The 24510-nt window shown below is 42.1% G+C and carries 22 protein-coding genes and 1 tRNA gene; 11 read left to right on the plus strand and 12 right to left on the minus strand.

Annotated features, from left to right (window positions below; all coding sequences use genetic code 11):
- Positions 1-171 precede the first annotated feature (171 nt).
- From RGE70_RS13940 to folB, 5 genes are read right to left on the minus strand one after another with little or no spacing between them, the layout of a single operon-like run.
- Positions 172-1068, minus strand: a complete 897-nt coding sequence (locus tag RGE70_RS13940) for a L,D-transpeptidase family protein (protein ID WP_310472043.1) — start codon at positions 1066-1068, stop codon at positions 172-174.
- A gap of 55 nt (positions 1069-1123) precedes the next feature.
- Positions 1124-1957 carry a putative RNA methyltransferase gene (locus tag RGE70_RS13945; protein ID WP_310472044.1) on the minus strand — a complete coding sequence of 278 codons (834 nt, stop codon included), beginning with the start codon at positions 1955-1957 and terminating at the stop codon, positions 1124-1126.
- A 50-nt stretch (positions 1958-2007) separates the two neighbouring features.
- Positions 2008-2808, minus strand: a complete 801-nt coding sequence (locus RGE70_RS13950) for an undecaprenyl-diphosphate phosphatase (protein WP_310472045.1) — start codon at positions 2806-2808, stop codon at positions 2008-2010.
- 23 nt (positions 2809-2831) lie between these two features.
- The gene (gene folK / locus RGE70_RS13955; protein WP_310472046.1) at positions 2832-3323 is read right to left on the minus strand and encodes a 2-amino-4-hydroxy-6-hydroxymethyldihydropteridine diphosphokinase; all 492 of its coding nucleotides are present in this window, start codon (positions 3321-3323) and stop codon (positions 2832-2834) included.
- Positions 3324-3677, minus strand: a complete 354-nt coding sequence (folB, locus tag RGE70_RS13960) for a dihydroneopterin aldolase (RefSeq protein ID WP_310472047.1) — start codon at positions 3675-3677, stop codon at positions 3324-3326. It abuts the gene before it with no gap.
- A gap of 334 nt (positions 3678-4011) precedes the next feature.
- Between folB and plsY the strand changes: the two genes are divergently transcribed.
- Positions 4012-4596 (plus strand): glycerol-3-phosphate 1-O-acyltransferase PlsY, encoded by a 585-nt coding sequence (plsY, locus tag RGE70_RS13965; protein ID WP_375087952.1) that lies wholly within the window; start codon positions 4012-4014, stop codon positions 4594-4596.
- 79 nt (positions 4597-4675) lie between these two features.
- Here plsY and tsaD read toward each other — a convergent pair whose 3' ends face one another.
- Positions 4676-5692, minus strand: a complete 1017-nt coding sequence (gene tsaD, locus RGE70_RS13970) for a tRNA (adenosine(37)-N6)-threonylcarbamoyltransferase complex transferase subunit TsaD (RefSeq protein WP_310472049.1) — start codon at positions 5690-5692, stop codon at positions 4676-4678.
- A gap of 228 nt (positions 5693-5920) precedes the next feature.
- Between tsaD and rpsU the strand changes: the two genes are divergently transcribed.
- The 4 genes from rpsU (at position 5921) to rpoD (ending at position 10379) form a co-directional block, all read left to right on the plus strand.
- Positions 5921-6136 carry a 30S ribosomal protein S21 gene (gene rpsU, locus RGE70_RS13975; RefSeq protein WP_020911290.1) on the plus strand — a complete coding sequence of 72 codons (216 nt, stop codon included), beginning with the start codon at positions 5921-5923 and terminating at the stop codon, positions 6134-6136.
- A gap of 7 nt (positions 6137-6143) precedes the next feature.
- On the plus strand, positions 6144-6587 hold the full coding sequence (locus tag RGE70_RS13980) for a GatB/YqeY domain-containing protein (RefSeq protein ID WP_310472050.1): 444 nt from the start codon (positions 6144-6146) through the stop codon (positions 6585-6587).
- A 105-nt stretch (positions 6588-6692) separates the two neighbouring features.
- Positions 6693-8423, plus strand: a complete 1731-nt coding sequence (dnaG, locus tag RGE70_RS13985) for a DNA primase (RefSeq protein ID WP_310472051.1) — start codon at positions 6693-6695, stop codon at positions 8421-8423.
- A 126-nt stretch (positions 8424-8549) separates the two neighbouring features.
- On the plus strand, positions 8550-10379 hold the full coding sequence (gene rpoD, locus RGE70_RS13990; protein ID WP_310472052.1) for an RNA polymerase sigma factor RpoD: 1830 nt from the start codon (positions 8550-8552) through the stop codon (positions 10377-10379).
- A 417-nt stretch (positions 10380-10796) separates the two neighbouring features.
- Here the strand turns inward: rpoD and RGE70_RS13995 are convergent, their stop codons facing one another.
- On the minus strand, positions 10797-11918 hold the full coding sequence (locus RGE70_RS13995; protein ID WP_310472053.1) for a GGDEF domain-containing protein: 1122 nt from the start codon (positions 11916-11918) through the stop codon (positions 10797-10799).
- A gap of 623 nt (positions 11919-12541) precedes the next feature.
- On the opposite strand from RGE70_RS13995, the gene RGE70_RS14000 reads away from it, so the two are divergent.
- From RGE70_RS14000 to RGE70_RS14010, 3 genes are all read left to right on the plus strand, one after another.
- A tRNA-Ile gene (locus RGE70_RS14000) sits at positions 12542-12618 on the plus strand.
- Between the two features lie 551 nt (positions 12619-13169).
- A complete protein-coding gene (gene phsA / locus RGE70_RS14005) occupies positions 13170-15440 on the plus strand; it encodes a thiosulfate reductase PhsA (RefSeq protein WP_310472054.1) in 2271 nt (756 codons plus the stop codon).
- 11 nt (positions 15441-15451) lie between these two features.
- Positions 15452-16027, plus strand: a complete 576-nt coding sequence (locus RGE70_RS14010) for a 4Fe-4S dicluster domain-containing protein (protein ID WP_310472055.1) — start codon at positions 15452-15454, stop codon at positions 16025-16027.
- Positions 16028-16395: 368 nt separating this feature from the next.
- Here the strand turns inward: RGE70_RS14010 and RGE70_RS14015 are convergent, their stop codons facing one another.
- The gene (locus RGE70_RS14015; protein ID WP_310472056.1) at positions 16396-17154 is read right to left on the minus strand and encodes a TetR/AcrR family transcriptional regulator; all 759 of its coding nucleotides are present in this window, start codon (positions 17152-17154) and stop codon (positions 16396-16398) included.
- A 250-nt stretch (positions 17155-17404) separates the two neighbouring features.
- Between RGE70_RS14015 and RGE70_RS14020 the strand changes: the two genes are divergently transcribed.
- Both RGE70_RS14020 and RGE70_RS14025 read left to right on the plus strand, forming a co-directional pair.
- Entirely contained in the window at positions 17405-18007 is a 603-nt protein-coding gene (locus RGE70_RS14020; RefSeq protein ID WP_310472057.1) for a thioredoxin domain-containing protein, read from the plus strand.
- A gap of 8 nt (positions 18008-18015) precedes the next feature.
- Positions 18016-18627, plus strand: a complete 612-nt coding sequence (locus RGE70_RS14025) for a disulfide bond formation protein B (RefSeq protein WP_310472058.1) — start codon at positions 18016-18018, stop codon at positions 18625-18627.
- A gap of 135 nt (positions 18628-18762) precedes the next feature.
- On the opposite strand, the gene RGE70_RS14030 is transcribed toward RGE70_RS14025, so the two are convergent.
- Both RGE70_RS14030 and RGE70_RS14035 read right to left on the minus strand, forming a co-directional pair.
- A complete protein-coding gene (locus tag RGE70_RS14030; protein WP_310472059.1) occupies positions 18763-19353 on the minus strand; it encodes an HAD-IB family hydrolase in 591 nt (196 codons plus the stop codon).
- 123 nt (positions 19354-19476) lie between these two features.
- Entirely contained in the window at positions 19477-20946 is a 1470-nt protein-coding gene (locus RGE70_RS14035; protein WP_310472060.1) for a carbon starvation CstA family protein, read from the minus strand.
- Positions 20947-21419: 473 nt separating this feature from the next.
- Between RGE70_RS14035 and RGE70_RS14040 the strand changes: the two genes are divergently transcribed.
- A complete protein-coding gene (locus RGE70_RS14040; protein ID WP_310472061.1) occupies positions 21420-21842 on the plus strand; it encodes a hypothetical protein in 423 nt (140 codons plus the stop codon).
- 244 nt (positions 21843-22086) lie between these two features.
- Here RGE70_RS14040 and RGE70_RS14045 read toward each other — a convergent pair whose 3' ends face one another.
- Together RGE70_RS14045 and RGE70_RS14050 are read right to left on the minus strand one after the other, a co-directional pair.
- Entirely contained in the window at positions 22087-23277 is a 1191-nt protein-coding gene (locus tag RGE70_RS14045) for an alginate export family protein (RefSeq protein ID WP_310472062.1), read from the minus strand.
- 295 nt (positions 23278-23572) lie between these two features.
- Positions 23573-24436, minus strand: a complete 864-nt coding sequence (locus tag RGE70_RS14050) for a nuclear transport factor 2 family protein (protein WP_310472063.1) — start codon at positions 24434-24436, stop codon at positions 23573-23575.
- Positions 24437-24510 lie beyond the last annotated feature (74 nt).

Genomic DNA, 24510 nt, shown 5'->3' on the forward strand with positions numbered 1-24510 from the left:
GAGCCTACACAACTCTCTTCAGCTGAACCTAAAATCGTGGCATCAATTGACTAAATAATTATAATAACTGCAATTTAATCCATATACTTTCGCAATTACATGCGCACTTGATAACTGCAGGCCACAAAAAAGCGCCCAATATGGGCGCTCAATTAAGCTTATATACTCACACTATTTTTTTATATTAACCGGAATGCCACTTTGAGCTAGCAACGCGTCATTCGCTTTAGTGTAATCAATTGCATCTTGGCCAATAAACGCTACGACTTCACGCTTAAGCTCTATGACTTCGTTATTGTCTGAGTGCGACTTAGACAACGGTGAGTGAACTTCAATCAGATGATCACCATTGGGCTCAGACGACACTTTAACAGTTTGGTTAATAATGGTTACCGGATCTTTATATTTAACCTGGTTAAATAGCCATTCTATGTCGTTAGGGTTTAATCGTATACAACCGGCGCTGACGCGCATGCCAATGCCAAAATCTTTGTTGGTACCATGGATCAAATAACTACCGTCACCATGTGACAGCTGAATCGCAAATTTACCTAATGGATTATCAGGCCCGGCTGGCACCACTGGTGGGTATCTTTCACCGTGCAATTCAAAATGCTCCTTACGTAAGCTCGCAGGAGGGGTCCAGCTTGGGTTAGGGATACGAGACTTAACCTTTGTCACCATTTCGGGGGTTTCACGGCCAATTCTTCCAATACCGACAGGAAACACATGAACAAGCTTGCCACCTTTAGGAAAGTAATACAGCCTTAGTTCTGCTAAGTTGATCACAATGCCGTTATGAGGCACATCCGGCAATAACATTTGTGTTGGGATCAATAAGCGACTGCCCGGTGTTGGCAAAAATGGATCCACCCCAGGGTTAGACTCCATTAACTCCAAAATACCAATATTGTATTGTTTAGAGATGGTCTGAAAATAATCCCCTTTAGCCACCACATGCTCTTGAATTTTGCCCACCAAACGCCCGCCGTCTTGCGGGATATGATAAACATTAGCAAATGAAACCAGCGGCACCGCAGCTAGAATGAACAACAATATACGCATCATCAGTATTTAGCATTCCATTAAGTTAAACTTACAAAAAGATTACCCTGAGGCAAGATTATTTTCTAGTCATCACGTTAATAACAAAGTCTATTTCTAACGTATCGAACTTTGCGTGTTGAATATTGTGACGCACATTGTCATTTGCCCGCCAAGCGTAAGGCGTCATTTCAAGCAGAGCGATAGCTTGCTCGCCAGATACGTTCACATTAATAGAAAGGCGCTCACTTTGCAGTAACTCTAGCTCTTTAGGCAAATTAGTGCTGATTGGCTTTTCTGACAACTCAGGATAGATAAACTCTCTTATCTGCCATAAGTGCCTCGGCCCTGCTGCCACATGAAGCAAAATACCTTGCTGCTTCAAGACTCGGCTCAACTCTTTACCTTTAAGCTGCTTATCAATAAGCGTTACCAAATCAAAACTCTCATCAATAATCGGTAGATGCTTTAGATTTGACACTATGTAGGTAGGTCCAGCTTGCGCTTTAGCGGCAGCAAATATGGCGTTTTCTGCTTCCGACACTCCAGTTTGCTCAATTGAGAGCTCTGGTAGCTGCTCGGTTAGAATCGCTTTAACGGTTCTGAGGAAATATCCTTCACCACAATCATAATCGAGTTGTGACAAAGACTCTTTGGTAGAAAACTGCGGTAACTGTGCAATGATTTCAGCTAATTTTTCAGCTAACGGCACATATATCCCAGACTCAAGCACATAACGCTTAGCACGCATTACGGCACGAGAATCTACTTTTGGCTTTTTAACCTGACCAAAGAGCCAATATCCTTGCTCGTTTTTGTCAAAGTGATGCTTGTTTTCACAATGCAGACCTTTTGACTCTTGATGCTCCATTAAGCCTGATTGGCAAGTTGGGCAAAGATATATACTTTTCATGACACGCTCGTAGTTAAGATAGATTAAAATTATAGACGACTAATGTTAGTCTAAAGAAAGATAAAACCGCACAGCACAACCCCTAAAACGAGGCGGTAAATAACAAATGGGGTCATTCCCATTTTGCTGATGATTTTTAGAAAATAGTGAATACACAAATAGGCCGCGATAAACGATACCACTGAGCCTAACGCTAACGCTTGATAGTCAATCGCTTGACCACTTGAAATAAGGTCTTTAATGACCAAAATTGCGGCGCCTAAACTCACGGGTACCGACATTAAAAATGAAAACCTCGCCGCCGCTTCACGGCTTAAGCCTAGCATTAACGCGGCAGTAATAGTCGCCCCAGAACGTGAAGTTCCAGGTATAAGCGCCATAGCTTGCGCAACACCAATAGCCAACGCTTTTTTCCAACCAACTTGAAACTCATTGAAACCTTGGCGTTGCATTCTATCTGCCCACCACAACAATAAGCCAAAAATAATGGTTGTTGCTGCAATAACTTCAATGCTTCGCAAATGGGTGGCGATAAAATCTTTTGCGGTAAACCCAACAATCACCGCAGGAATAGTGGCTAAGATAATCCACCAAGACAACTTACTTTCTTCGGTTTGCTTGCCACTCACAAGGCTGCTAGTCCACGCAACAAACATCGACAACAGCTCTTTACGAAAATACATGACAACGGCTAGTAATGACCCTGTATTAACGGCAACATCAAACGTGAGGCCTTGGTCCTGCCAATCTAATAATTGGGCCGGTAAAATTAAATGCGCAGAACTTGAAATCGGTAAAAACTCGGTGAGCCCCTGAATAAGAGCCAAAATGATCACCTGAAACGTATCCATAACTATTCCTGTGTTAAAAAGTTTTATGCCGACCAATCAAATTCGATTGGCCACAAATTTTGTTGCGCTTTATCGTACTGGTTCCAAAGGTCTTGGTAAGACGAACCTGCAACGGGGTGAATCAAAGTTGGGGCAATTTCAGCTAAAGGCCACAACACAAAGGCGTTATATAATATTTCGCCACGAGGAAGTACAACTGGCAGATCACAAACCACGTTGTCGTATAACAATAAATCGAGATCTAAGGTCCTAGCCGCAAACTTCTTCGCACCGGTAACTCGGCCATGGTCTTGTTCGATTTGCTTAAAAGTCGCCACCACCTGCTCAATCGATAATTGTGTTTCTGCTGCCACCACCATATTCAAAAAATTAGTGCCATCAAAGCCAACCGCTTCGCTTTCAAAAACAGACGACAACTCTAGCGACTCAAAATGCTTATCTAAATCAACTAAGGCGGCTTTTAAATAACGAATCGGCTCGATGTTACTACCTAAGCTTATGTATATTTTCGCCATTTAAATACAACCTCGTTCAATCGTTACCCCGACAGCCGAAGCGGTAGGCACCGCACCGGGCTTCATGACGGTCACTTTTACCCATTGCACATTAAATTCGCTCATTACACACTGAGCGACCATTTCAGCAATAGTTTCAATTAGTTCAATAGGCTTTTCTGTGATCAACGCTGTAATTCGATTGGAAACCGTTTCGTAGCACAGAGCATGTTCGTAAGTATCACTCGCCGCCGCTAAACGATTATCCCAAGCCATATCAAGATCTAACAATAACGTTTGCTTGATCTGTTTTTCCCATTCATAGACCCCAATAACAGTTTCTACTTTAAGCTCTCTGATCAGTACTTTATCCATGATTTCTCCAAAACTGTATTCTTCGCCATTGAGGTCTGACAAGCTAATGCGAACAAAAAGGATATAATCCACCGCAAAGCAGAGATAATACTCTATGGCTCTTTCGAACGAGACAAAATCCAAGTAGGATAAGTGCTCGTAATTAAAGAATTTGTTAAAAACAGCGGCTTTGACGCAAGGTAGCGAAAAAGCTTTATAAAGCTGTATTTAGTGCTCAAAAAGGCTGACTAACATACTGGCCAGTAATTTAACGCTATAGAGCATTTTTTATGTGGCGCGATAATACCCTAAGACGGATAAGGAAACCAATTTGAGCTTAATAGTACAGACAATAATGTTGATAGTGGGCGCCTATTTAGCGGGTTCGATATCGAGTGCTGTATTGGTGTGCAAATTGCGCGGTTTACCCGATCCTCGAACCGAAGGCTCAGGTAACCCCGGAGCCACCAATGTATTGCGTATTGGCGGTGCAAGTTCAGCGTTGTTAGTGTTATTTTTTGATATGCTCAAAGGCGCGGGTCCCGCATATCTAGCCTATCGGTTAGGTGTTGACCCAGTGTCATTAGGACTCGTTGCGATTGCGGCCTGCCTCGGCCATATTTTCCCACTTTTTTTTGGTTTTAAAGGCGGTAAAGGTGTCGCGACCGCATTTGGCGCAATGGCTCCGATTGGCCATTACCTAGCGTTATTTTTAATGCTGACATGGGCTTTAATCGTACTACTTACTCGCTACTCATCGTTAGCCGCTATTTGTACGGCAATCCTTGCGCCAGTCTATACATGGTGGCTTGACGACAGGTTTGTTATCCCCGTTGCGATGTTATCCACACTCATTGTGATTCGTCACAAAGACAATATTAAGCGTTTACTCAGTGGTAATGAATCTAAAGTCTCACGCAAACGTCGCCGTAAAACATAATCACTATTGAGCCAATAATTAAAACTCAAAAATTAAAAACGGCGCTAAATAGCGCCGTTTTTACCAAATAGATTAACGCTTAATCCACTGGTTCCAATGTATCTAAAGGCCACCTTGGTTGCCCCTTAACGCCTAAGTCTTCGGTTTGACCCGCTTTTAAACGCTGTAACCCCGCGTAAGCAATCATCGCACCATTATCAGTACAAAATTCACCTCGAGGGTAATAGACTTGGCCACCGAGGGTTTTCATCATTGCTGCTAATGATGTTTGTAAGCGGGTATTAGCACTTACACCGCCCGCCACCACTAAGCGTTGGTAACCGGTTTGTTTCAAAGCGCGTTTACATTTTATTGCCAGCGTATCAACAACAGCCTCTTCAAACGCACATGCGATATTCGCACGAGTTTGCTCATCGTTAGGCTCTGCTGCAATCGTATTGGCGGCAAATGTCTTTAAGCCCGAAAAACTAAAGTTCAGCCCTGGCTTGTCAGTCATCGGTCTTGGAAAGCGGTAACTGTTGGCTACACCTTTAGCAGCCAATTTAGAAAGTCTTGGCCCACCAGGGTAATCAAGCCCCATCAGTTTAGCTGTTTTATCAAACGCTTCACCGGCGGCATCATCAACGGACTCACCCAGCACTTCGTAACGTCCAATACCTTCAACCCCCACAAGCATTGAATGTCCACCAGATACTAACAACGCAAGAAACGGAAACGCAGGCACATCGTCTTCTAACATGGGCGCTAATAAATGCCCTTCCATGTGATGAACACCAATGGCGGGTTTGTCCCATGAAAAAGCTAAAGCGCGACCAACACATGCGCCAACAAGTAACGCCCCGATTAAACCAGGGCCTTTGGTATACGCAATACCGTCTAAATCATCGATGGTCAAATTGGCATCGGACAATGCCTGACGGATCAACGGCACAATTTTACGAACATGATCCCGAGACGCCAACTCAGGCACCACGCCGCCGTAATCGGCATGCAACTTTACCTGACTATAAAGGGCATGTGATAAAAGCCCTTTTTTATCATCATAAACCGCAATCCCTGTTTCATCGCAAGATGTCTCTATTCCTAAAACCCGCATTGTCTCTCATCTTTTACAGCATACAATTGCCACTAATTCTACCTGCTACGCTTTAATTACTCCATAGTATGATTACGCTCAACCCATAATTTAGATCTATTGTAGCAATTATGATTGGTATAAGGGTTTACAAAAGGGCACGACTCGGTATAGAATTCCGCACCATTTTTAAATTATCTGAGTCAAGTAATTGTCTCAATGCAACCGACACCTAAGGGGTGATGGCAAATGCCAATTATTAAAGTACGTGAAAACGAACCATTCGACGTAGCTCTTCGTCGTTTCAAGCGCTCTTGTGAAAAAGCAGGTATCTTAGCTGACGTTCGCGCTCGTGAATTCTACGAGAAGCCAACTACAGCACGTAAACGTGCTAAAGCCGCTGCTATCAAGCGTCTTGCTAAGAAGCTTTCTCGCGAAAACGCACGTCGCGTACGTTTATACTAATCCTATTATGAGCCTAATTGATCAGCTAAAAGAGCAAATGAAAGTCGCCATGCGTGCCAAACAAAAGGTACGCTTGGGAACAATTCGTATGGCACTAGCCGCCATCAAACAAATTGAAGTGGATACCCGCGAATCTTTGAATGATGAACAGGCTGTAGCGGTCTTAACCAAAATGGTTAAACAGCGTCGCGATTCTATTGCTCAATATGCAGCAGCAGGACGTGATGATCTAGCCTCAGTTGAAACAGAAGAGATCCAAGTACTTGGTGAATTTCTTCCTCAGCCGCTTACGGAAGAGGAAATTGTAGCGTTAGTTGAAGCAAGCATCGTTGAGATGGGCGCTTCCTCCATGGCGGATATGGGTAAAGTAATGGGATCATTGAAACCTAAAGTAATGGGTCGAGCTGACATGGCGGCAATTGGCGCTATGATCCGTGCAAAACTCAAGTAGTTTAAGTTTTAATGATGAATAAGCCGTGCATCTGCGCGGCTTGTTTGTTTTCTGTATACTCTGTTTTAAACTTCACGTAATAAAAGGCGGCATTTAACAATACTAATGGCGATACCTCGTGATTTTATTAATGAGCTTGTAGCTCGCACCGATATTGTCGATTTAATCGACCCTAAAGTGCCCCTAAAAAAGGCGGGTAAAAATCACTCTGCCTGTTGTCCTTTTCACAGCGAAAAATCTCCCTCTTTTACAGTCAGTAGAGACAAACAGTTTTATCATTGTTTTGGCTGTGGTGCACACGGAAACGTTATTGACTTTGTCATGGAATATGACCGACTCGACTTCGTGGATGCAATTGAAGAACTCGCAGGACAGTTAGGGCTTGAAGTTCCACAGGAACAAGGCACTGGTAAGCCTCGCGATCAAGAACTTAGTCGCGATTTATACCAACTGATGGAAGAAGCTTCCCTATTTTTTCAAAGTCAGTTAAGGCAGCACCCAGACAAACAAAAAGTGCTCGATTATTTATCACACCGAGGGCTTTCTAAAGACGTAGTAGAACACTTTAACATTGGCTTTGCTCCAGATGGCTGGGATGGCCTGTTGAGTCGTTATCGTCAACATCAAGATTCACAAAACAAACTGCTTACAGCTGGCATGGTCATAGAAAATGACAGCGGCAAGCGCTATGATCGCTTTCGTGACCGTTTAATGTTTCCCATCAGGGATCGTCGCGGGCGTGTAATTGGTTTTGGCGGGCGAGTTTTAGGAGACGGTACACCAAAATACTTGAATTCTCCAGAAACGCCCATATTTCATAAAGGCAACGAGCTTTATGGCTTATATGAGCTAAAGCAACGTTACCGAGATCCGCAACAAGTATTGATTGTTGAAGGCTATATGGATGTCGTTGCGTTAGCGCAATTTGATGTCGATTACGCAGTGGCCTCTTTAGGTACCTCAACGACTGCAGAGCAATTTCAGTTATTACTGCGCGGAGCAAAAGAAGTTATCTGTTGTTACGATGGTGACAAAGCTGGTAAAGAAGCCGCCTGGCGCGCGCTTGAAACGGCATTACCACTGCTAAAACCAGGTAATCAAGTTCGGTTTATGTTTTTACCTGAAGGTGAAGACCCCGACACATTGATCAGACAGATTGGTAAAGAAAAGTTTGAACAAAGAATTGGCCAAGCCATGGCATTGCCAGAATTTCTATTTGAAAATCTAGCGAAAAAATTTGGCAAAGAAGACAAAAGCGTATTGGCAAAAAATGCCATTAAATTAATCGAAAAAGTACAAGACACCGTTTTGCAAAGTCTATTACTTGACGATTTAGCGCATAAGTTAAGAATGAACGGTGCTGACGAACTTAAACGAAAATTTAACTTTTCGACTAAGTCGGCCGATACACCTAAACAGCACCGAGCGTTGAAAGGACGTGGCACCCCAATGCGATTAGCCATTGCATTGTTGGTACAGCATCCGTACTTAGGTGAAACATTACCTGAGCAACCAGCGCTAAAATATATACAGATGGCTGGCATTGACTTGCTAACCCTTGTATTAAATTTAACTCGCGGCAAAGTAATGAGCAGCGCACAACTACTTGAACAGTTCAGGGGCGATAAACAATTCAGCACCCTAAAAAAACTGACCCAATGGGATCATCAAGTGGCGGATGATAATTTACTTAAAGAGTTAAAAGGTACCCTCGTTTGGTTAAACAATCAGTATCTTGAGCAACGATACCAAGAGCTGAGTATTAAGACTAACCACACGAAAGAAGAATGGTTACAGCTGAGTAAGCTAATTTCAGTGATAAAAAAGAAGGCTTAGCTTCTAACTTTGTCTCAAAAGTAAGCACTTTGACTAGCACAGCGTAACACCGAAGGCTATAATTAACGACCTGCGAGGCTGAATTTTGCCCGTCGTTTTAACTGTTTCCCAACTTGGATGATATCTATGGATCATACTCCGCAGTCGCAACTTAAATTGTTGCTTGCCAAAGGTAAAGAGCAAGGTTATTTAACCTATGCAGAAGTTAACGATCACCTACCTGCTGACATGGTCGATTCAGACCAGATCGAAGATATTATCCAGATGATCAATGACATGGGTATTCGAGTCTATGAACAGGCTCCGGATGCTGATGACATCATGATGTCTGAAGATAGCACCGATGACGATGCTGCCGAAGAAGCTGCTGCCGCTCTTGCTACAGTAGAAGCAGAACTCGGTCGTACAACTGACCCAGTTCGTATGTACATGCGTGAAATGGGCACAGTAGAACTACTGACTCGTGAAGGCGAGATTGTAATTGCTAAGCGTATGGAAGAAGGGATTTACTCTGTTCAAGCTTCTGTCGCTGAATACCCGCAAGCCATTGCGATGATTCTTGAGCAGTACGACCGCTACGAAGCAGAAGAAGTTAGACTGTCTGATATCATTTCAGGGTTTGTTGACCCGAATGCAGTCGATGTTGCACCAGCTGCAACGCACGTTGGTTCTGTTTTGCCTGAATCAGAAATAGAAAGTTCTGAAGAAGACGATGAAGAAGGTGACGAAGAAGAAGGACCAAAAGGGCCGGATCCTGAAGAAGCTAAAGAGAAGTTTACAGCACTGCGTTTAGCGCACGAAAAAGTACTTCAAATTATCTCTAACAAGGGTCGTGGCCACCCTGAAGCTACTGTCGCATTATTTGAAATCGGCGAAACCTTTAAAGAGTTCCGCTTGATGCCTAAGCAGTTTGACCGCTTAGTAAAAAACATGCGCGAGATGATGGACAAAGTACGTGTTCAAGAACGTTTAATCATGAAGCTTTGTGTTGAGCAAGCTAAAATGCCGAAGAAAAACTTCGTTAAAGCATATACTAGCAACGAAAGTAGCATTGAATGGTTCAATGAAGAACTCGCCTCAGGCAAGTCTTACGCCGAAGGACTAAATCTCGTTGCATTTGATGTTAAACGATGTCGTGCAAAGCTTGACGCTATTGAGAAAGAAACCGGTTTAGCCATTGGTGCAATTAAAGATATCAACCGTCGCATGTCTATTGGCGAAGCTAAAGCTCGCCGAGCAAAGAAAGAGATGGTTGAGGCTAACTTACGTCTTGTAATTTCTATTGCTAAAAAGTACACCAACCGTGGTCTACAGTTCTTGGATCTTATTCAAGAAGGTAATATCGGTTTGATGAAAGCGGTTGATAAATTCGAATACCGTCGTGGTTATAAGTTCTCGACTTATGCAACTTGGTGGATCCGTCAGGCGATCACTCGTTCAATTGCTGACCAAGCAAGAACAATCCGTATTCCTGTACATATGATTGAGACGATCAACAAGCTAAACCGTATCTCTCGTCAAATGCTACAAGAAATGGGTCGTGAGCCATCTCCGGAAGAGCTTGCTGAACGCATGCTTATGCCTGAAGACAAGATCCGTAAAGTGCTGAAGATTGCTAAAGAGCCAATCTCTATGGAAACACCGATTGGTGACGATGAAGATTCGCATCTAGGTGATTTTATTGAAGATACAACCCTTGAGTTGCCTTTAGACTCAGCGACTGGTGAAAGCTTGTGTAATGCCACACACGAAGTACTTGCTGGCCTAACAGCTCGTGAAGCTAAAGTACTACGTATGCGTTTTGGTATCGACATGAACACTGACCACACGTTAGAAGAAGTCGGTAAGCAATTTGATGTTACGCGTGAGCGTATTCGTCAAATCGAAGCGAAAGCGTTACGTAAATTGCGCCACCCTTCTCGCTCAGAGATTCTAAAGTCGTTCTTGGACGAGTAACCTCAAGATTGATGCATAACAGATTAAAGCTGCCTATTTTGGCAGCTTTTTTTTGCCTACGTGTACGCTCCCCTAGCTTCAACCCGACTGTTTTAGTACTTAGCAGTACTGTTACAAACAACGTATAAAATCAATTAGCTAAGGTGGTTGATTTTGAGTGTCTGAAAACCAATAAGCCCATAAAAGTGACTTAAACCAATCCCAACACAGTGCTAATCCCAGGCTTTGGTCGTGAGCATGGTGAGAGTTAGTGATTCTTTATAAATAAGCTCTACAAATAGTCACTTACGGCTCAGCTTTAATATAATGTTCAAAATGGTGGGCTATCGAAAGCTCACCATTCATTGGTTGATTGCAGGGCATAATTTAAACAAATAAGAAATGACCAAACTTATTATTTAGTTTATTTTTGAAGGGTTAAGCTGCCAAATTAGCACTCGCAAGTACTTTATTTTTACCCGTTGACTTAGCTCGGTATAAAGCCTCATCAGCAAACTCTAAAAGTCGGCTAGGCGTCTCTTTCATCGGGGTTAACGATGCAACACCAAGGCTAATGGTCAAGTCAAGTGGCTGCTTATTCGTTATAAATGGCTGACTTGCAATTTCTGTACGAAGGCGCTCACCCACAGCTAATGCGGTATGAATATCCATTTTAGGTAAAAACACTACGAACTCCTCGCCACCAAAGCGACCGAAAAGATCCACGTCACGCAGCACTGAACGACATCGGCGTGCGACCTCAATTAACACTTCATCACCCACAGCGTGCCCAAGAGTGTCATTAACACTTTTAAAGTTATCCACATCAATCATAATCACCGAATACTTGTGGCCATTATAATTCGCATTAATCACCTCCCCGTCACCGAGTTCAAGCACTTTGCGGCGATTAAACACCTGGGTCAAACTATCTATTTCGGCATTTCTTCTCAATTCTGCAATCGCAGTGAACTCACGCCGACGCATAATTGAAAATTGTAAATACACATAAGCACCGAATCCATTAGCCATTAATATAAACAGTAAACTGGTGTACAGATACTCGAGCGACGCATGACCAAGAACAAAAACTGTGGCAACAAAAGTGCCGCAACCAATCAAACAAGCAGCTAGAACACTAATAAACCGAGGGGGGAAACTAAGGTAAATTAATAGAACTATTACAGAAACTCCAGGAATACCACCATAGCTTATCTGCTCAGACTTAATGACCAGTTCTGCAGACTCACCAAACAAAAGAGCAAACTGCAACCAACAAATAACGGTATTTAATGTCGATGTGTATTTTCTAGCAAAAATTCCGCGTAAAAAAGCGCATACGGCAATAAATAAAACCAAAAAGCGGATCGTAGCCATCTCTTTGAACATCTGTTCAGAAGTGGCAGTCATAAAGTCACCGATGATGGCAAAAAAATAAATTAACCCACCTACGATACTCGTAAAAAGCATTCGCCTGCGAAGCTCTACCCACTGATACTTCCGAAAAGCGATTTCTACCTCTGGGTTAACAAACTCACCCATTCTGCCAATTTTGTTCATAAAACAACGCCTATAAAAATAGCTGTAAAATACAAAATCATACCAACCTCAAGGAAATGGTAGCGCTGTAAATAAGCTATGCCGCCAACCTAGCGTAAAAGTAAGCGTATAAAACGTCTTACATCACACAACAAAATGAATAGCTATGTATTCAAATGTTGTTCACATTGATAAAAACCAATAAAAACAACTACTACTTGCAGTTATGAATATCCTTATTGCAATTATATTCAGCAAACGTAAATACTGTTGTGAACAAGCTCATAAATACACCAACTCGTTGCGCTCTTGTTAAAGTCACCATACATTCGCTTAGCACATACGTAGCTCACTATAAGCAAAACACCGGCTTACCTTCATGTTATAACTGCTTATAAAGCTCACCGATAAATTCAACTACTCCCACTTTTCAATAAAATTTGCATCATAAAATCTAATTATTTCCCTGTTGCTGCAATCTACGGATCAATTTTTCAGCCATTACTGCAAAAATATTGGGCAGATTGATTAACCGATGAGCAGTTGTGCGAATAAAGCTAAAATGAGCCTAAAACACTGGTGACAAGTGCATTTAAACCTCGTATACTTCTTTTCGCTTTCGGTAGTGACGACTATCTTAAGTCGGCCCCTTAGCTCAGTTGGTTAGAGCATACGACTCATAATCGTCAGGTCCACAGTTCAAGTCTGTGAGGGGCCACCAATTTTGATAAGCCGCTTGGATTTATTCAAGCGGCTTTTTCATGTCTGGAGTTTACCGTCTCGACTCCTTTCCATATCCGGTATTCTCAACTCACTTAAAACCACCTGTAAAACTAATCTTTAATATTAGTCACCCAAACATTCACTCTTATTCAAAATTTATGAAATCATATGGTGGCGAGTCAATTACAGCATCAACACTTTTGTCAGTAAAACTCATGTATTAGTAAAAAATCTAATGTAATTACCAGTTCACCTAAACGGTAAGGGGGATTTCACTGAACCGGTGCCCCTAGCTTTTCTTGACTATGTGACGGTTTTATAAAGCCCAAAACTGACTGTAAGTAATGCCATTTATAATTTGATTCCATTTATCCAATCCAACAGACAATGATCAGGATCAATTAGCCCGCTGTTTTATTAATCAATTGTAGAGATAGATCCCGAATTAAATGGACTTATGCATCTAGACTGTTCATAGACGGGTGTATTGGCATATATACCTGATATATGGCTAACTTCTCAATAATCGTTAGTAAAATGGATGGCACTATGATATCTAGACGAGAGTTTTTAGCACAGAGTAGTGCTCTGTGCGCAATTGCAGCCTACGCTCCCGGTACACTTGGAGCTCAAACCTCACTCACTCCCCATCAATATAAACCATTTAAAACCATTCACAGTATTTGCGAAATGTGCTCAACTCGCTGCCCTATTACGGTAGAAAAAAACGCCACTCACCTATTCATTAAAGGTAATAAACAGGCCAAGTCCTTTGGTGGAAAAGTGTGTGCCAGAGGTGTGTCCGGAGGAAAGCTACTCAATGACCCTCACCGCTTGGTCAAACCGATCAAACGCATGGGGCCAAGAGGAGCTGGGCAATGGCAAGAGATCGAGTGGAGCGAGGCTTACTCAATCATTAGCGATAAATTATTAAAAATATCAAATCAACATGGTCCAGAATCAATCGCTATATCAAGTAAGTCTGGTTCGTTGGCCAATCATATATTTCATTTCGCAAAAAGCATTGGCACCCCAAATACTTTTACCCATGCATCTACGTGCCCAGCCTCTTATAAAGTTGCAGCCAAAGTGATGTTTGGTTCTAAGTTAAAAAGGGACTTAAAGAATTGCAAATACGTGGTTAATTTCGGGCATAACCTATATGAAGGCATTAATATGTCTTTAACTCGGGCAATGTCCCAAGCTCAGGCTAACGGTAGTATAAAAGTGGTGGTTTTCGAACCAAGATTATCCATTGTCGCTGATAAGGCCGACGAGTGGCATATGATAAAGCCGGGCACAGATATTACCCTAGCTTTAGCATTAAGCCATGTTCTTATTGCAGAAAAACTTTATGACCACGAATTTGTCGAGTCTTATGTAGAAGGCTTTGATGCCTTTGCAGCTTCAGTAACAGCGTATACTCCAGAGTGGGCCGAAGCAATTTGCGACGTTCCTGCCCAAGACATTCGCCGTATCGCGCAAGAGTTAGCCGCTGCAGCCCCCGCAGCGATGGTAGATTTTGGTCACCGAACCACCTTTGCTAACGAAGAGTTTGACTTGCGCCGAGCCATTTATGCCGTCAATATATTGCTGGGAAATATAGAACGTAAAGGCGGCCTATTTTTCGCTAAAAAGTCTAAACTTTACAATAAACTCGCAGGTGCTGAAGTTGCGCCTTCACTGACAAAAATTAAGGTTGATAACCTACCAAAACCGCAACGAAAACGTATCGATTTAACCGACCCACAGTTTAAGTTTGCAGCCAAGGGTGGAGGGATCTATAGTGCAATCCCCAAAGCGGTACTCACTAAGCAACCTTACCCGATTAAAGCTTGGATCATGTCACGTTCCAACCCGATGCAAACAGTCAGTAACCGTAACCAAATTCAACAGTGCATGGAAGCTATCGACTTTGTAGTGGCTTGTGATGTCTATATCAGCGAGAGTGCCGCCTATGCTGACGTCGTACTGCCAGAATCAACCTATTTAGAACGTGATGAAGACGTCTTCGATAAGTCCTCCAAGAACCCTGCTTACTACCTGCGCCAACGAGTCTATGAAACCATCGGAGATACCAAGCCCAGCTGGTTAATATTTAAGGAGCTCGCCGAGCAAATGGGCATAGGTCAATATTTCCCATGGTACGACATCCGTGATTATCAGCAACAGCAAGTAGTCACTAACCCTTCACTGCTGAGCAGGCTACAACACCAGGGATATCAATCATTCGGTGTGCCATTGCTGTTACGCGAACCAAAAATGGTACAGAACTTTAGACGCCACTACCCTAAAGCGGTGCCGGCCTGCGAAAAAGGGGATTACAGTCACCTGTTAACATTCAAAACTCCAAGTGGAAAAATTGAATTGACGGCACCATCATTAGAAGAAATCGCACCGGGTCGTAGTGTCATTAAATACCATGCTGAAACACTCAAACAAGAAAATGAGCTGTTTTTTATTCAAGGAAAAACGACGTTGCATACTAACTCTGCCACCCAAAGTGTGCCGTTACTGCGTGAGCTGCAGAGCAGTAATCCTGTGTGGATCCACCCAGTAACCGCTGCGGAGCGCTCTATTCATGATGGGCAAGCCGTAATACTGAGTAATGCGCAGGGAGAGGAACATGGCACAGCTTTAGTCACTCCAGGAATAAGGAAAGACACCGTTTTTGCACACATGGGATTTGGCAGTAAGCATCCCGAACAGTATCCGGCAACGGCTAAAGGCGTGCATTGTGGCAATCTACTACCTGATAGTGTAGCGCCAATTTCGGGCAACGACGTCCACACCACCGGCATTTCGATTCGACCAGCGTAGAGCGTATCCATATGAATACTAAACATGTGATGATCCATGATGAAAACCTTTGCATCGGCTGCCAAGCCTGTACGGCGGCCTGTAACAATGCCAACCAACTACCAGATGGCCAATACCGGCTAGAGATCCATCAGCGTGGTCCTTTTGAAGTGAATGGAGAGCTGCACTACCAATACCTTCGAGTATCATGCGAGCAATGTGACAACGCCGCCTGCCTGCAAGCTTGCCCATATGGTGCAATCAAACAATCCAGCGAAGGAATCATATCCATTAACTCGGCACTGTGCCACGCCTGCTTAAGCTGTGTTGCAGCTTGCCCTTTTGGTGGCGCTTACTACAACGGAAAAATAGGCTCGACAGATAAGTGTGACTTCTGTATGACCTCTCGAGTTGAACAAGGCCTAAGCCCTGCTTGCGTAGAAGTATGCCCTACCGACGCACTCATCTTTGGCGATACCAATGACCCTAACAGCGAGGTCAACCAAAAGCTGTCTACAAACTCCAGCTATCAGCTGCAATGTGGTTACAACAATAAACCTAAGTTATATCGAGTTGCCTGCCAATCGCTACAAAAAAATAAAAGCTAGAGTCAGCACCATCACATTTATCACGACATTAGCCTCCTCTTGGGGGCTTTGGTCCATCAAGGGTAATCAGACGCTAACAAACTCGCCGCGGCTCGTTTGGAGTCGTTTAATGGTTCACAGGGCAACAATGATAAAGTTAGCTATTTAAAAACCTTCAATACATTGCTTGTTCAAGCAGTATAAGAACTGACTGTAGCGAAACAGTAAAATAGTTTTCATGAGACATATAGCGACTTATATATGCCTTTAAACTTTAAGATGAATAACAATATAGAAAAAATCACAACTTTTAACCTTATGCTAAATACGTATATCACCAACAACTATTAAGTTATTAGGCAAGGCTTAACTAGCAATGCGGCTTAAAGTTACAATTCCAGCGGGTCATTAAGTGTTTCGTAATTTAATTTACAATGCTTAAATGTCGAACCCGAGGCGCTTTCAATATACGGTGTCACCACTTCTAACATTCTAGTAAAGCTCAATTGCTGCTCATCTTTCCATTTAAGTGTATTCGCAGCAAAACAAACTAAATCAAAAAATGTCTCTAAGCTATTATCGTGCCCATGTTGACGAACAAATTTATTTTGCCCTATCACTATACTGCCGCGTTCAATGGTTCTGATTAAAAAAATACAATCAACTATTTCTTTTTTGCTCGATAAAAGCTCACCACTTTTAATGGCTTGTTTCCAAAGTTCTTGCACCTTATTTTTTATTTCAATAAAAATAACGTCCATATTGCCCTCGAATTCAGGGCTCGACACACCATATATATGTGGGTTAGCACCTAGAAAATTAACACAAATATCACTTTCTTTAGCCGACCAACATTTAACAACATCATACATGTGCTTATATACTACTTTCTCTTTAAAGCTTAGATCCTTACGGGCCATAAGTTGATCTTGCTTTTCCATCGAATCATTAATTGCCACAATATATAATGCAGCAACGATGTCTTCCCGCGATTTAAAGTGATTATAAAATGTTTTTGGTGAACACTGAGAAAGTTGAGGGAGTTGAGACAACCTAAACGAGCACAGTCCTTCTGCTATTATTAGCTTTTTTGCTTCAGCTAAAATACGGTCCCTTGTTGACGATTCTGTTTTTAAATGATTATGCATGTCATCCCCCTAGGCCTTACTATAACTTTGCCAAAATTGGATTACTCAACATTACACTCAAAATGTGAAGTTTAACGAATAATATCAGCTAGTTACACAAGCACCGCGAGAAAAACCGTGACGCTCATCACATTTTTCAAGTGTGATTTTTTCCCTCCACTCGGTAATAACATCACAGAAATGTGCCTCTCCAAAAAATACTATAGTCGCCATTGAAACCTATTCTTATTAATGCATATTTGAGGGCACCATGAAAAAAACTCTAACTACACTAGCCACAGCTTTATTCATGACATTCACTGCTTCTGCTGCTGAAGTCATCAAAATTGACACGCCAGCACTCGATAATACTGTGCAAAAAGTTTACTCAGTCTATTGTCCATTCTGCTACAAGTACGAGCAAGCGGTAACACCAAACCTAATCAAAAACCTACCAGCTGGTACAACTTTCCAAGCCGTTTGTTTAGAAAACAAAGGTGAGCTAGGCATTGAAGCTTGTGAAGTATTAGCTGCAGCAGACACCATCAGCCATAAGAAATACAAAAAAGCAAAAATGGCTATGTACGCTGCAGTACATGATCAAAAACTAAAAAATGTTAAAGGTTCTACCGCTGTTAAAGGCGACCTAGCGGCAATTGGCCTTAAAGCTGCTGGCATGTCTCAAGCTGAGTTTAAAACAGCATTAGCTTCATCTGCTGCACAAGACAAACTAGCTTATGACCGCACTATTGCACTGACTATCGCGAAGAAAAAAGGGATCCCAGCCATTGTTGTTAGCGGTAACAAGATGATTGATACCAGCACAATTACTTCTCTTGCTAACCTTGATGAAACCATCAAAAACAATCTTTAGGATAAACCATGATTACTAAATTTAAACAGTGGTTTGCAGATCTTAAAGCCAGCCCACTAGCAACACTTGAAGCAACACAAGAAGGACGTGCAGTCTGGGCTGTTATGGCATGTGCTTGTATATTCTTACTTGGTTCAGCAATGGGTTTCTTCCAGTGGTTCCTTGCTATGGACCCATGTGAAAACTGTGTTTACATCCGCTTTAGTCAAGTTTGTATTTTGATCGCTGGTATCGCAATGATCATTGCGCCAAAGAACAAAATCGTTAAAGTGCTAGGTTTAGCGCTAGCTTGGTACGGCATTATTTACGGTATGGACAAAGCGATTATTTTGGACGGCCAACATGTTGCGTCACACGCTGCAGAAGCTGGACTTGATTTGTTCCAGTCTGGTCAAGGTGCGAATGCTTGTTCTCTAGAACCTACATTCCCTCTAGGCTTACCTTTGCATGAATGGTTCCCATTAGAGTTTGCACCAAGCGGCATTTGTGGTGAAGATGATTGGTCACTATTTGGCTTGAATATGGCTCAATACTGTATCATCAGCTACTGTGTGTTCATCCTTTGTGCACTGCCGTTAACAGTGGCATTTATCACAAAAACACTTAAAGACAACAAATAAGCAAGTTTAGCGACCGTGACTGCCAACTAAATAACATTCGGTTGGCAGTGTAAAATGCCAAATATAAAAGATGAATTACCCCTTTAATTCATCTTTTTTTATTCACATTAAACTTAAAAAAACCGATTAACCCGACTAAACTTTAACCCCATTCATATAAGCATAATCCGCTATTGCAAGCATCGCTAAATCTTCATTAGTATCGCCATAAGCAAACACTTCATCAAAGTCATCTAACGGGTATGAGGCTTGTACTAAGCTCGCTTTTAACTCGCTATTACAATCACCAGCTACATAACGGCCAGTGTATTGGCCCCTTTTTACCGACATTTCACTGCAAATTAATCCAATACCGATTGACTCGCACCACGGGCGTAAATATATATCGAGCGAAGCAGATACCAACACGACCCTGTCACCATTAGCTTTATGGTTTAACAGTGTTTCTAGCATCTCAGGTCGAATAGAGTGTTGAATAATACTGCCGGCAAACTTTCTTCCTATCGCGGCAACGGTTTTTTTATCTCTACCAGCAAAAGCAAAATAACTCACTAACGGCCTAAGCTTACGAGCGGGAATAAGTTTCAACTTATAAAGCAAAAATAGCGGCGAAAGCATTATCCCCCCAAGCACTAATCGTAACGGGCTGGCAGAATAAATAACAAATCGAGTGTACATATCATGACGGGTTAATGTGCCATCAAAATCGAACAGTGCCAAATTCAAACTTTACTCCGTTAATGACTGCTTTTAATTAAGAGTAAACCAGAATTTAAATGAACGGTCACTAATTTTAAGCAATAAAAAGGGCTACCTTGGCAGCCCTAATCAATTACGTTAAGCAAAATACTATGATTGTGTCGTTGCATTACGCTTATTGTGTACCAGTACAAGTGCGATCAGGCAGATAACCCCAACGGCAATCCCCACAGGCTGACTAAACGATTGCGGTAAACCAAGACCAATACCCGCCGTCATAATGTAAGACACGGTTACGCTAGTACCTATAATCGCTGGTAAGCTTACAATCCAATGGAATGAACCGCGATCAAATAAATACTTAGTCGCTAACCACAACACGCTTGTCGATAACAACATGTTAGAAAAGGCAAAATAACGCCATATCAGTGAGAAATCTATTTTAGTCATAAAATAGGCAACCACCAGAATAGGCATAGCCAACAACAAACGGTTGCGCATGCTTTGCGGAATTTTAAATGCGTCGGTAATGGTTAAGCGCAATGAACGGAAGGCTGTATCACCTGACGTTACCGGGAAAATAGCCACTGCAACGATCGCCATAATACCACCCGCTGCGCCAAGGTAAGTGGTCGCAACTTGATTAACCACTAGGCCTGGACCACCGGCATCAAGAATGCTTTTCAGTTCGGCATAGCCACCAGGAAACGCTGCTATACCAGCTAATGCCCATACGCAAGCAACAATACCTTCAGACATCATTGCGCCGTAGTACACTGGACGAACATACTTCTCGTTAGTCAAACAACGAGCCATAATCGGTGCCTGGGTAGAATGAAAACCACTAATAGCACCACACGTAATAGTAACAAACAACAGCGGCCACACTGGTAGACCATCAGGGTTAGGCTCTAATAAGTCATTGTTGTAATGGCTATGATCAAAGTAAGCAAACACATCGCCAACTTCCGGTAACTGTGGTGCACTAATTAACAATGCTACCGCAATTGAAACTGTCATCACGATCATCAACAAACCAAATAGCGGGTAAAGCTTAGTGATAATTTTATCAATAGGCAGTAATGTCGCAAAAAAGTAATATGCCAAAATAGCTAATACCCAGAAGGTATTATTAGCAAATATAGTGTCTTCAAAGTAAGTCAGGTTACTGAGCAGCCCTGCAGGGCTCATAATGAACACAACCCCGACAAAGAATAACAACATTGCAGTAAAGACCAGCATTACGCCTTTAAAGTAAACATTGAAATAATGACCCGCTATTTCCGGCAAGCTTTTACCGTCTTCCTTAATGCTCAATACACCCGAAAAATAATCGTGTACCGCACCACCAATAATATTACCCAGTACAATCCAAACTAATGCAATGGGTCCATATAATGCCCCTAAGATAGGACCAAAAATCGGCCCAACACCAGCAACATTTAAAAACTGAATTAAGTAAGCTTTGGCTGGGTGTACTTTGACATAGTCAACGCCGTCCTCGAACCGAGCTTGTGGAGTTTTAGCATTAGGATCAATACCAGCTTGACGTTCTACAAACGGGCTGTAAAACTTGTAGGCCAGCACTAATAGCGCAATACAAATAAAGAAAATAAGCATGGTGATGTTAGTCCATTTATTGTGGGGCAGTTATTGTCTTCCAAGTGTCAATCACATCCATAGTAGGGTCAAGCAACTGCGTGCTATACCAAAGTAGGGTGGTATTTTTACACTGTTTGGGCTAGAGGTAAGTATGGCACATATATAATATGTAGCTAAAAAAATACAAACTATTGATTTACTGATGCTTAATTAACTTTAAGTCATGCCAGTAGTAACAAAATTAATTAACAATTCTTCGAGATAGATCACTCAGCCGCTCAACCAACTGGTGCATTTTCAGGCAGATACTGGCGCCAGAAAAATCCACAGCGATACTATCGCCAGCTTCAACAGCGGCTTACAGTTTATTGATGTGCCCAGCAATATAACCCCAAACCATAAAATAATTTGCAGATGTTGACGTTAATCGTTTCTAGATGGCTGAGAATAAGTTAGATTTAACCGACTAACCAATTAGAAATAGCAAGCTCATGAAACAGAAAACCCTATTAGTGAAAAGCTACTTTGCAAAGATAGAGACCGATAAACGCGAACAAATGTGGGCTGCTAACCCCAAGACATCACAATGGGAATACTCGAGCTGTAAAGTCGACTCCGAAAGGCTCAATAACGATTTACAGCAAGCCATTGCTCAGCTAAATGATGACGGCTACCAAGTCGTACAAATCACCCCTATCACCTCCGGAGACTTTCAGTTTAGCGACCATTCAACTGATCCTCACCTACTCGGCAGCAGTGTCTCTACCGCTGGAGGATATGGTTATGGTTTTTCATACACTGACAGCCTCGTGATTTTAGCCGAGCAATCACAACCTCAGCCAACAACAGACACTGGCACTGAAATGGTGACGGATAAAATAGACATTACTGACGCTGTAATTATTGTGGACTAATGGCCACTCTAATGGCTTAAGCAAACAATAGATGTCCACGCTAAAAGAGCTAGCGTAACGAACACGACAATGTCGTATTCTATTGCTTGTCCTACGGGCGTACTGAATTTTTAATTCTAGGTTAAGCAGGTCTAATAAAGATACATACTTATAAATTTGAAGCAAAAAAAAGCAGGGAGATAAACTCCCTGCTTAGTACTTAGCTATGTGATTGACTTAATCATTCACAACAGCGCTAGTGCTATTAATACTTAGCCGCTAGTGTTACCCAAACTTTGTCGGTATCGTTTGAGAAGCTGTAACCAGCATCGGCACCACTATAACTTGCGTATTTAACACCTACAGTGTAATGCTTAGCAAACGGGTATGTCGCTGCTACGCCCCACTCTTTACCCATATCGATGTCACCAAAGTCTGAATCAAATTTATGGTATTTAGCCATTAATTTAATACCAGCAACATTGCCTGACACAACAACATGTGCATCTACTAAACCATTTTCCCAGTTACCCGCACCACCGAATAAAAACTTATCGCTCCAACCGTTAAATGCATGCAAGGTCGCAAGTGGAGTAACAAAACCGGCTTCGCCATCGTCAGAACCCAATACTTCATAGCCCGCTTTTAAGCCAAAGCCATCAAGATTAACCCCTGCACCCAATTTATAGTATGAAGCGCTGTAATTTATTGGGTTATCGCCACCTTCAGACTGCTGTGCAAATTCAGCTTCATAGCTTAATTTAACCGCATCTAGTTTTACATTACCTGTCGCACGGATACCGTAAGTATCGGTAGAGAATGCAGCAACATCTTGGTTATCAATAAGGTAGCCATAACCAGTAATAGTGGCAAAATCTAAACCTGAATAACTAATGTTAATTAGGTTTGTTTCGTTTTCATGCTCATCATTGCCTGAATCTTCAGAGAAAATGCGATTAACCGTACCAATGTATGCGTAGTAAGCCGTCAAACCATCAATTGCAGTATTTTTAACAGAAAACGCATCGTAAGTTTGTTCATTTTGGCGGAAACCTACACCACCAACAAAACGTTGATTATCAAGAATAATACGTTGACGACCAAATTTAGCTAGCGTATCGGCTGGGCCTTTGTAACCAATATAACCTTGGTTAATCTGGGTATATGCATAGTCTCCGACTAGTGACTCATTGTCCGATGAGCGCACATCATCAATCTCAGTAACGGCATACAGGTTGTAAATATCACCTGTTTGGTAAGTTAGACGAGTTCGGAAAGTTGTTTGGTTTTGCTGATCAAGGTTGGCTACATCTGCGTCTTCAAAACGAAGGCGAAACTCAACATTGACTTTTGCGTCATCAATAAAGGCTTTTTTTAGTGGATCAACGGTATCAGCGCTGGCTGCTGTAGACGCTAAACTTGCTAGTACAGCTAACGTTAATGCATGGACTTTCATATTGTAATCCTTTAATTTCATCATTCTTGATTAGTGTTATAAAACTGAAATCAGTTTAAAAATGTGACCTAGAACAAAGATATTAAGTAATTTCCAACCCGGATCGGTAAGTGTGAGCAAGATCATCAGCAGCTACTAATTTAGTGGTACCTATAAATAGGTATTATTTAACCATGCCTTATCTTGCTTTAACTAATCCAATTACCGCTAAATAAATCGATAGCTCAAATTGCGCCGAAAAGTCACAAAAAAGCCCGTACAGATAATGTACAGGCTATGGTTAATTCAGTGGCAGTTACAGGTTGCCAAATTTACCGTTGCTATTTTTCCACTGTGCCTTAGGTAGAATGGTTTCAATTACATCCCAATGTTCGGCAATTTTACCATTTTCGACACGGAACAAATCGTAATATGCCGTCGGTTTACCCGCGAATGTACCTTCACTAATGGCTAAAACAAAGTTGCCCTCGCCCAGTACTTTATAGGTTTTACTGAACTCCATAGTGATGCCCTGCTTAGCCATCGCTTCAAGTGCTTGCCCTAAACCAGATAAACCATCGGCAATCGCCGTGTTATGTTGGAGGTAATTATCGCCATCGAAAAATTGACCAAATTTATCGTATTGCCCATTAATCAAAATGGTGTCAACGAAATCAGCAACCAAGGCTTTATTTGCGGCGGTTTTATCTAAATCAACAATTGCAGTTGTACCATCTAACTGGCTGCGACCACTTGGGTTTGGCTGGGTAGCTTTTACCGCTAAATTATCCCAGTGCTCTACTATTTTTCCATTTTCAAAACGGAAAAGGTCAAAACCAACCTTCGGCCCAAAAAAGTTATAGTCGGTGTGGGTAAAAACAAAGTCACCATCTTCAAATGCACGAACCACATCCACTTTGGCACTGCCTTTAGGTAAAGCTTGCAGTACCTCACCAAAGCCGGCTAGTCCGTCTGCAACGCCTAAATTATGCTGTGTGTAATTCGTCGCATTCACATACGCCATGGCTTTGCTATCACCGGTTTCAATTGCATTAAGTACAGCGATTGCTTTGTCTTTATTTGAAATATCCACCATTGACTCCGACTTAGTAGAGACGGTTGAACAGCCAGTTAATAAACTTGTACCGACTAATAAAGTTGCAAGTAATTTGGTTTTCATCTTGTATCCTCAACAATTGAATTTAGAGCAATTATAGGGGGCAAGACAGTATATGGGCTGGTTAAACCTAGCGA

The organism is Shewanella youngdeokensis (assembly GCF_033180165.1).
Classification (GTDB): Bacteria; Pseudomonadota; Gammaproteobacteria; order Enterobacterales; family Shewanellaceae; genus Shewanella; species Shewanella youngdeokensis.

Bases quoted from the DNA above. Each gene is read 5' to 3' on its own strand.
- RGE70_RS13940 (WP_310472043.1), bottom strand. From the start codon at position 1,068: ATGATGCGTATATTGTTGTTCATTCTAGCTGCGGTGCCGCTGGTTTCA.
- RGE70_RS13945 (WP_310472044.1), bottom strand. From the start codon at position 1,957: ATGAAAAGTATATATCTTTGCCCAACTTGCCAATCAGGCTTAATGGAG.
- RGE70_RS13950 (WP_310472045.1), bottom strand. From the start codon at position 2,808: ATGGATACGTTTCAGGTGATCATTTTGGCTCTTATTCAGGGGCTCACC.
- folK (WP_310472046.1), bottom strand. From the start codon at position 3,323: ATGGCGAAAATATACATAAGCTTAGGTAGTAACATCGAGCCGATTCGT.
- folB (WP_310472047.1), bottom strand. From the start codon at position 3,677: ATGGATAAAGTACTGATCAGAGAGCTTAAAGTAGAAACTGTTATTGGG.
- plsY (WP_375087952.1), top strand. From the start codon at position 4,012: ATGTTGATAGTGGGCGCCTATTTAGCGGGTTCGATATCGAGTGCTGTA.
- tsaD (WP_310472049.1), bottom strand. From the start codon at position 5,692: ATGCGGGTTTTAGGAATAGAGACATCTTGCGATGAAACAGGGATTGCG.
- rpsU (WP_020911290.1), top strand. From the start codon at position 5,921: ATGCCAATTATTAAAGTACGTGAAAACGAACCATTCGACGTAGCTCTT.
- RGE70_RS13980 (WP_310472050.1), top strand. From the start codon at position 6,144: ATGAGCCTAATTGATCAGCTAAAAGAGCAAATGAAAGTCGCCATGCGT.
- dnaG (WP_310472051.1), top strand. From the start codon at position 6,693: ATGGCGATACCTCGTGATTTTATTAATGAGCTTGTAGCTCGCACCGAT.
- rpoD (WP_310472052.1), top strand. From the start codon at position 8,550: ATGGATCATACTCCGCAGTCGCAACTTAAATTGTTGCTTGCCAAAGGT.
- RGE70_RS13995 (WP_310472053.1), bottom strand. From the start codon at position 11,918: ATGAACAAAATTGGCAGAATGGGTGAGTTTGTTAACCCAGAGGTAGAA.
- phsA (WP_310472054.1), top strand. From the start codon at position 13,170: ATGATATCTAGACGAGAGTTTTTAGCACAGAGTAGTGCTCTGTGCGCA.
- RGE70_RS14010 (WP_310472055.1), top strand. From the start codon at position 15,452: ATGAATACTAAACATGTGATGATCCATGATGAAAACCTTTGCATCGGC.
- RGE70_RS14015 (WP_310472056.1), bottom strand. From the start codon at position 17,154: ATGCATAATCATTTAAAAACAGAATCGTCAACAAGGGACCGTATTTTA.
- RGE70_RS14020 (WP_310472057.1), top strand. From the start codon at position 17,405: ATGAAAAAAACTCTAACTACACTAGCCACAGCTTTATTCATGACATTC.
- RGE70_RS14025 (WP_310472058.1), top strand. From the start codon at position 18,016: ATGATTACTAAATTTAAACAGTGGTTTGCAGATCTTAAAGCCAGCCCA.
- RGE70_RS14035 (WP_310472060.1), bottom strand. From the start codon at position 20,946: ATGCTTATTTTCTTTATTTGTATTGCGCTATTAGTGCTGGCCTACAAG.
- RGE70_RS14040 (WP_310472061.1), top strand. From the start codon at position 21,420: ATGAAACAGAAAACCCTATTAGTGAAAAGCTACTTTGCAAAGATAGAG.
- RGE70_RS14045 (WP_310472062.1), bottom strand. From the start codon at position 23,277: ATGAAAGTCCATGCATTAACGTTAGCTGTACTAGCAAGTTTAGCGTCT.
- RGE70_RS14050 (WP_310472063.1), bottom strand. From the start codon at position 24,436: ATGAAAACCAAATTACTTGCAACTTTATTAGTCGGTACAAGTTTATTA.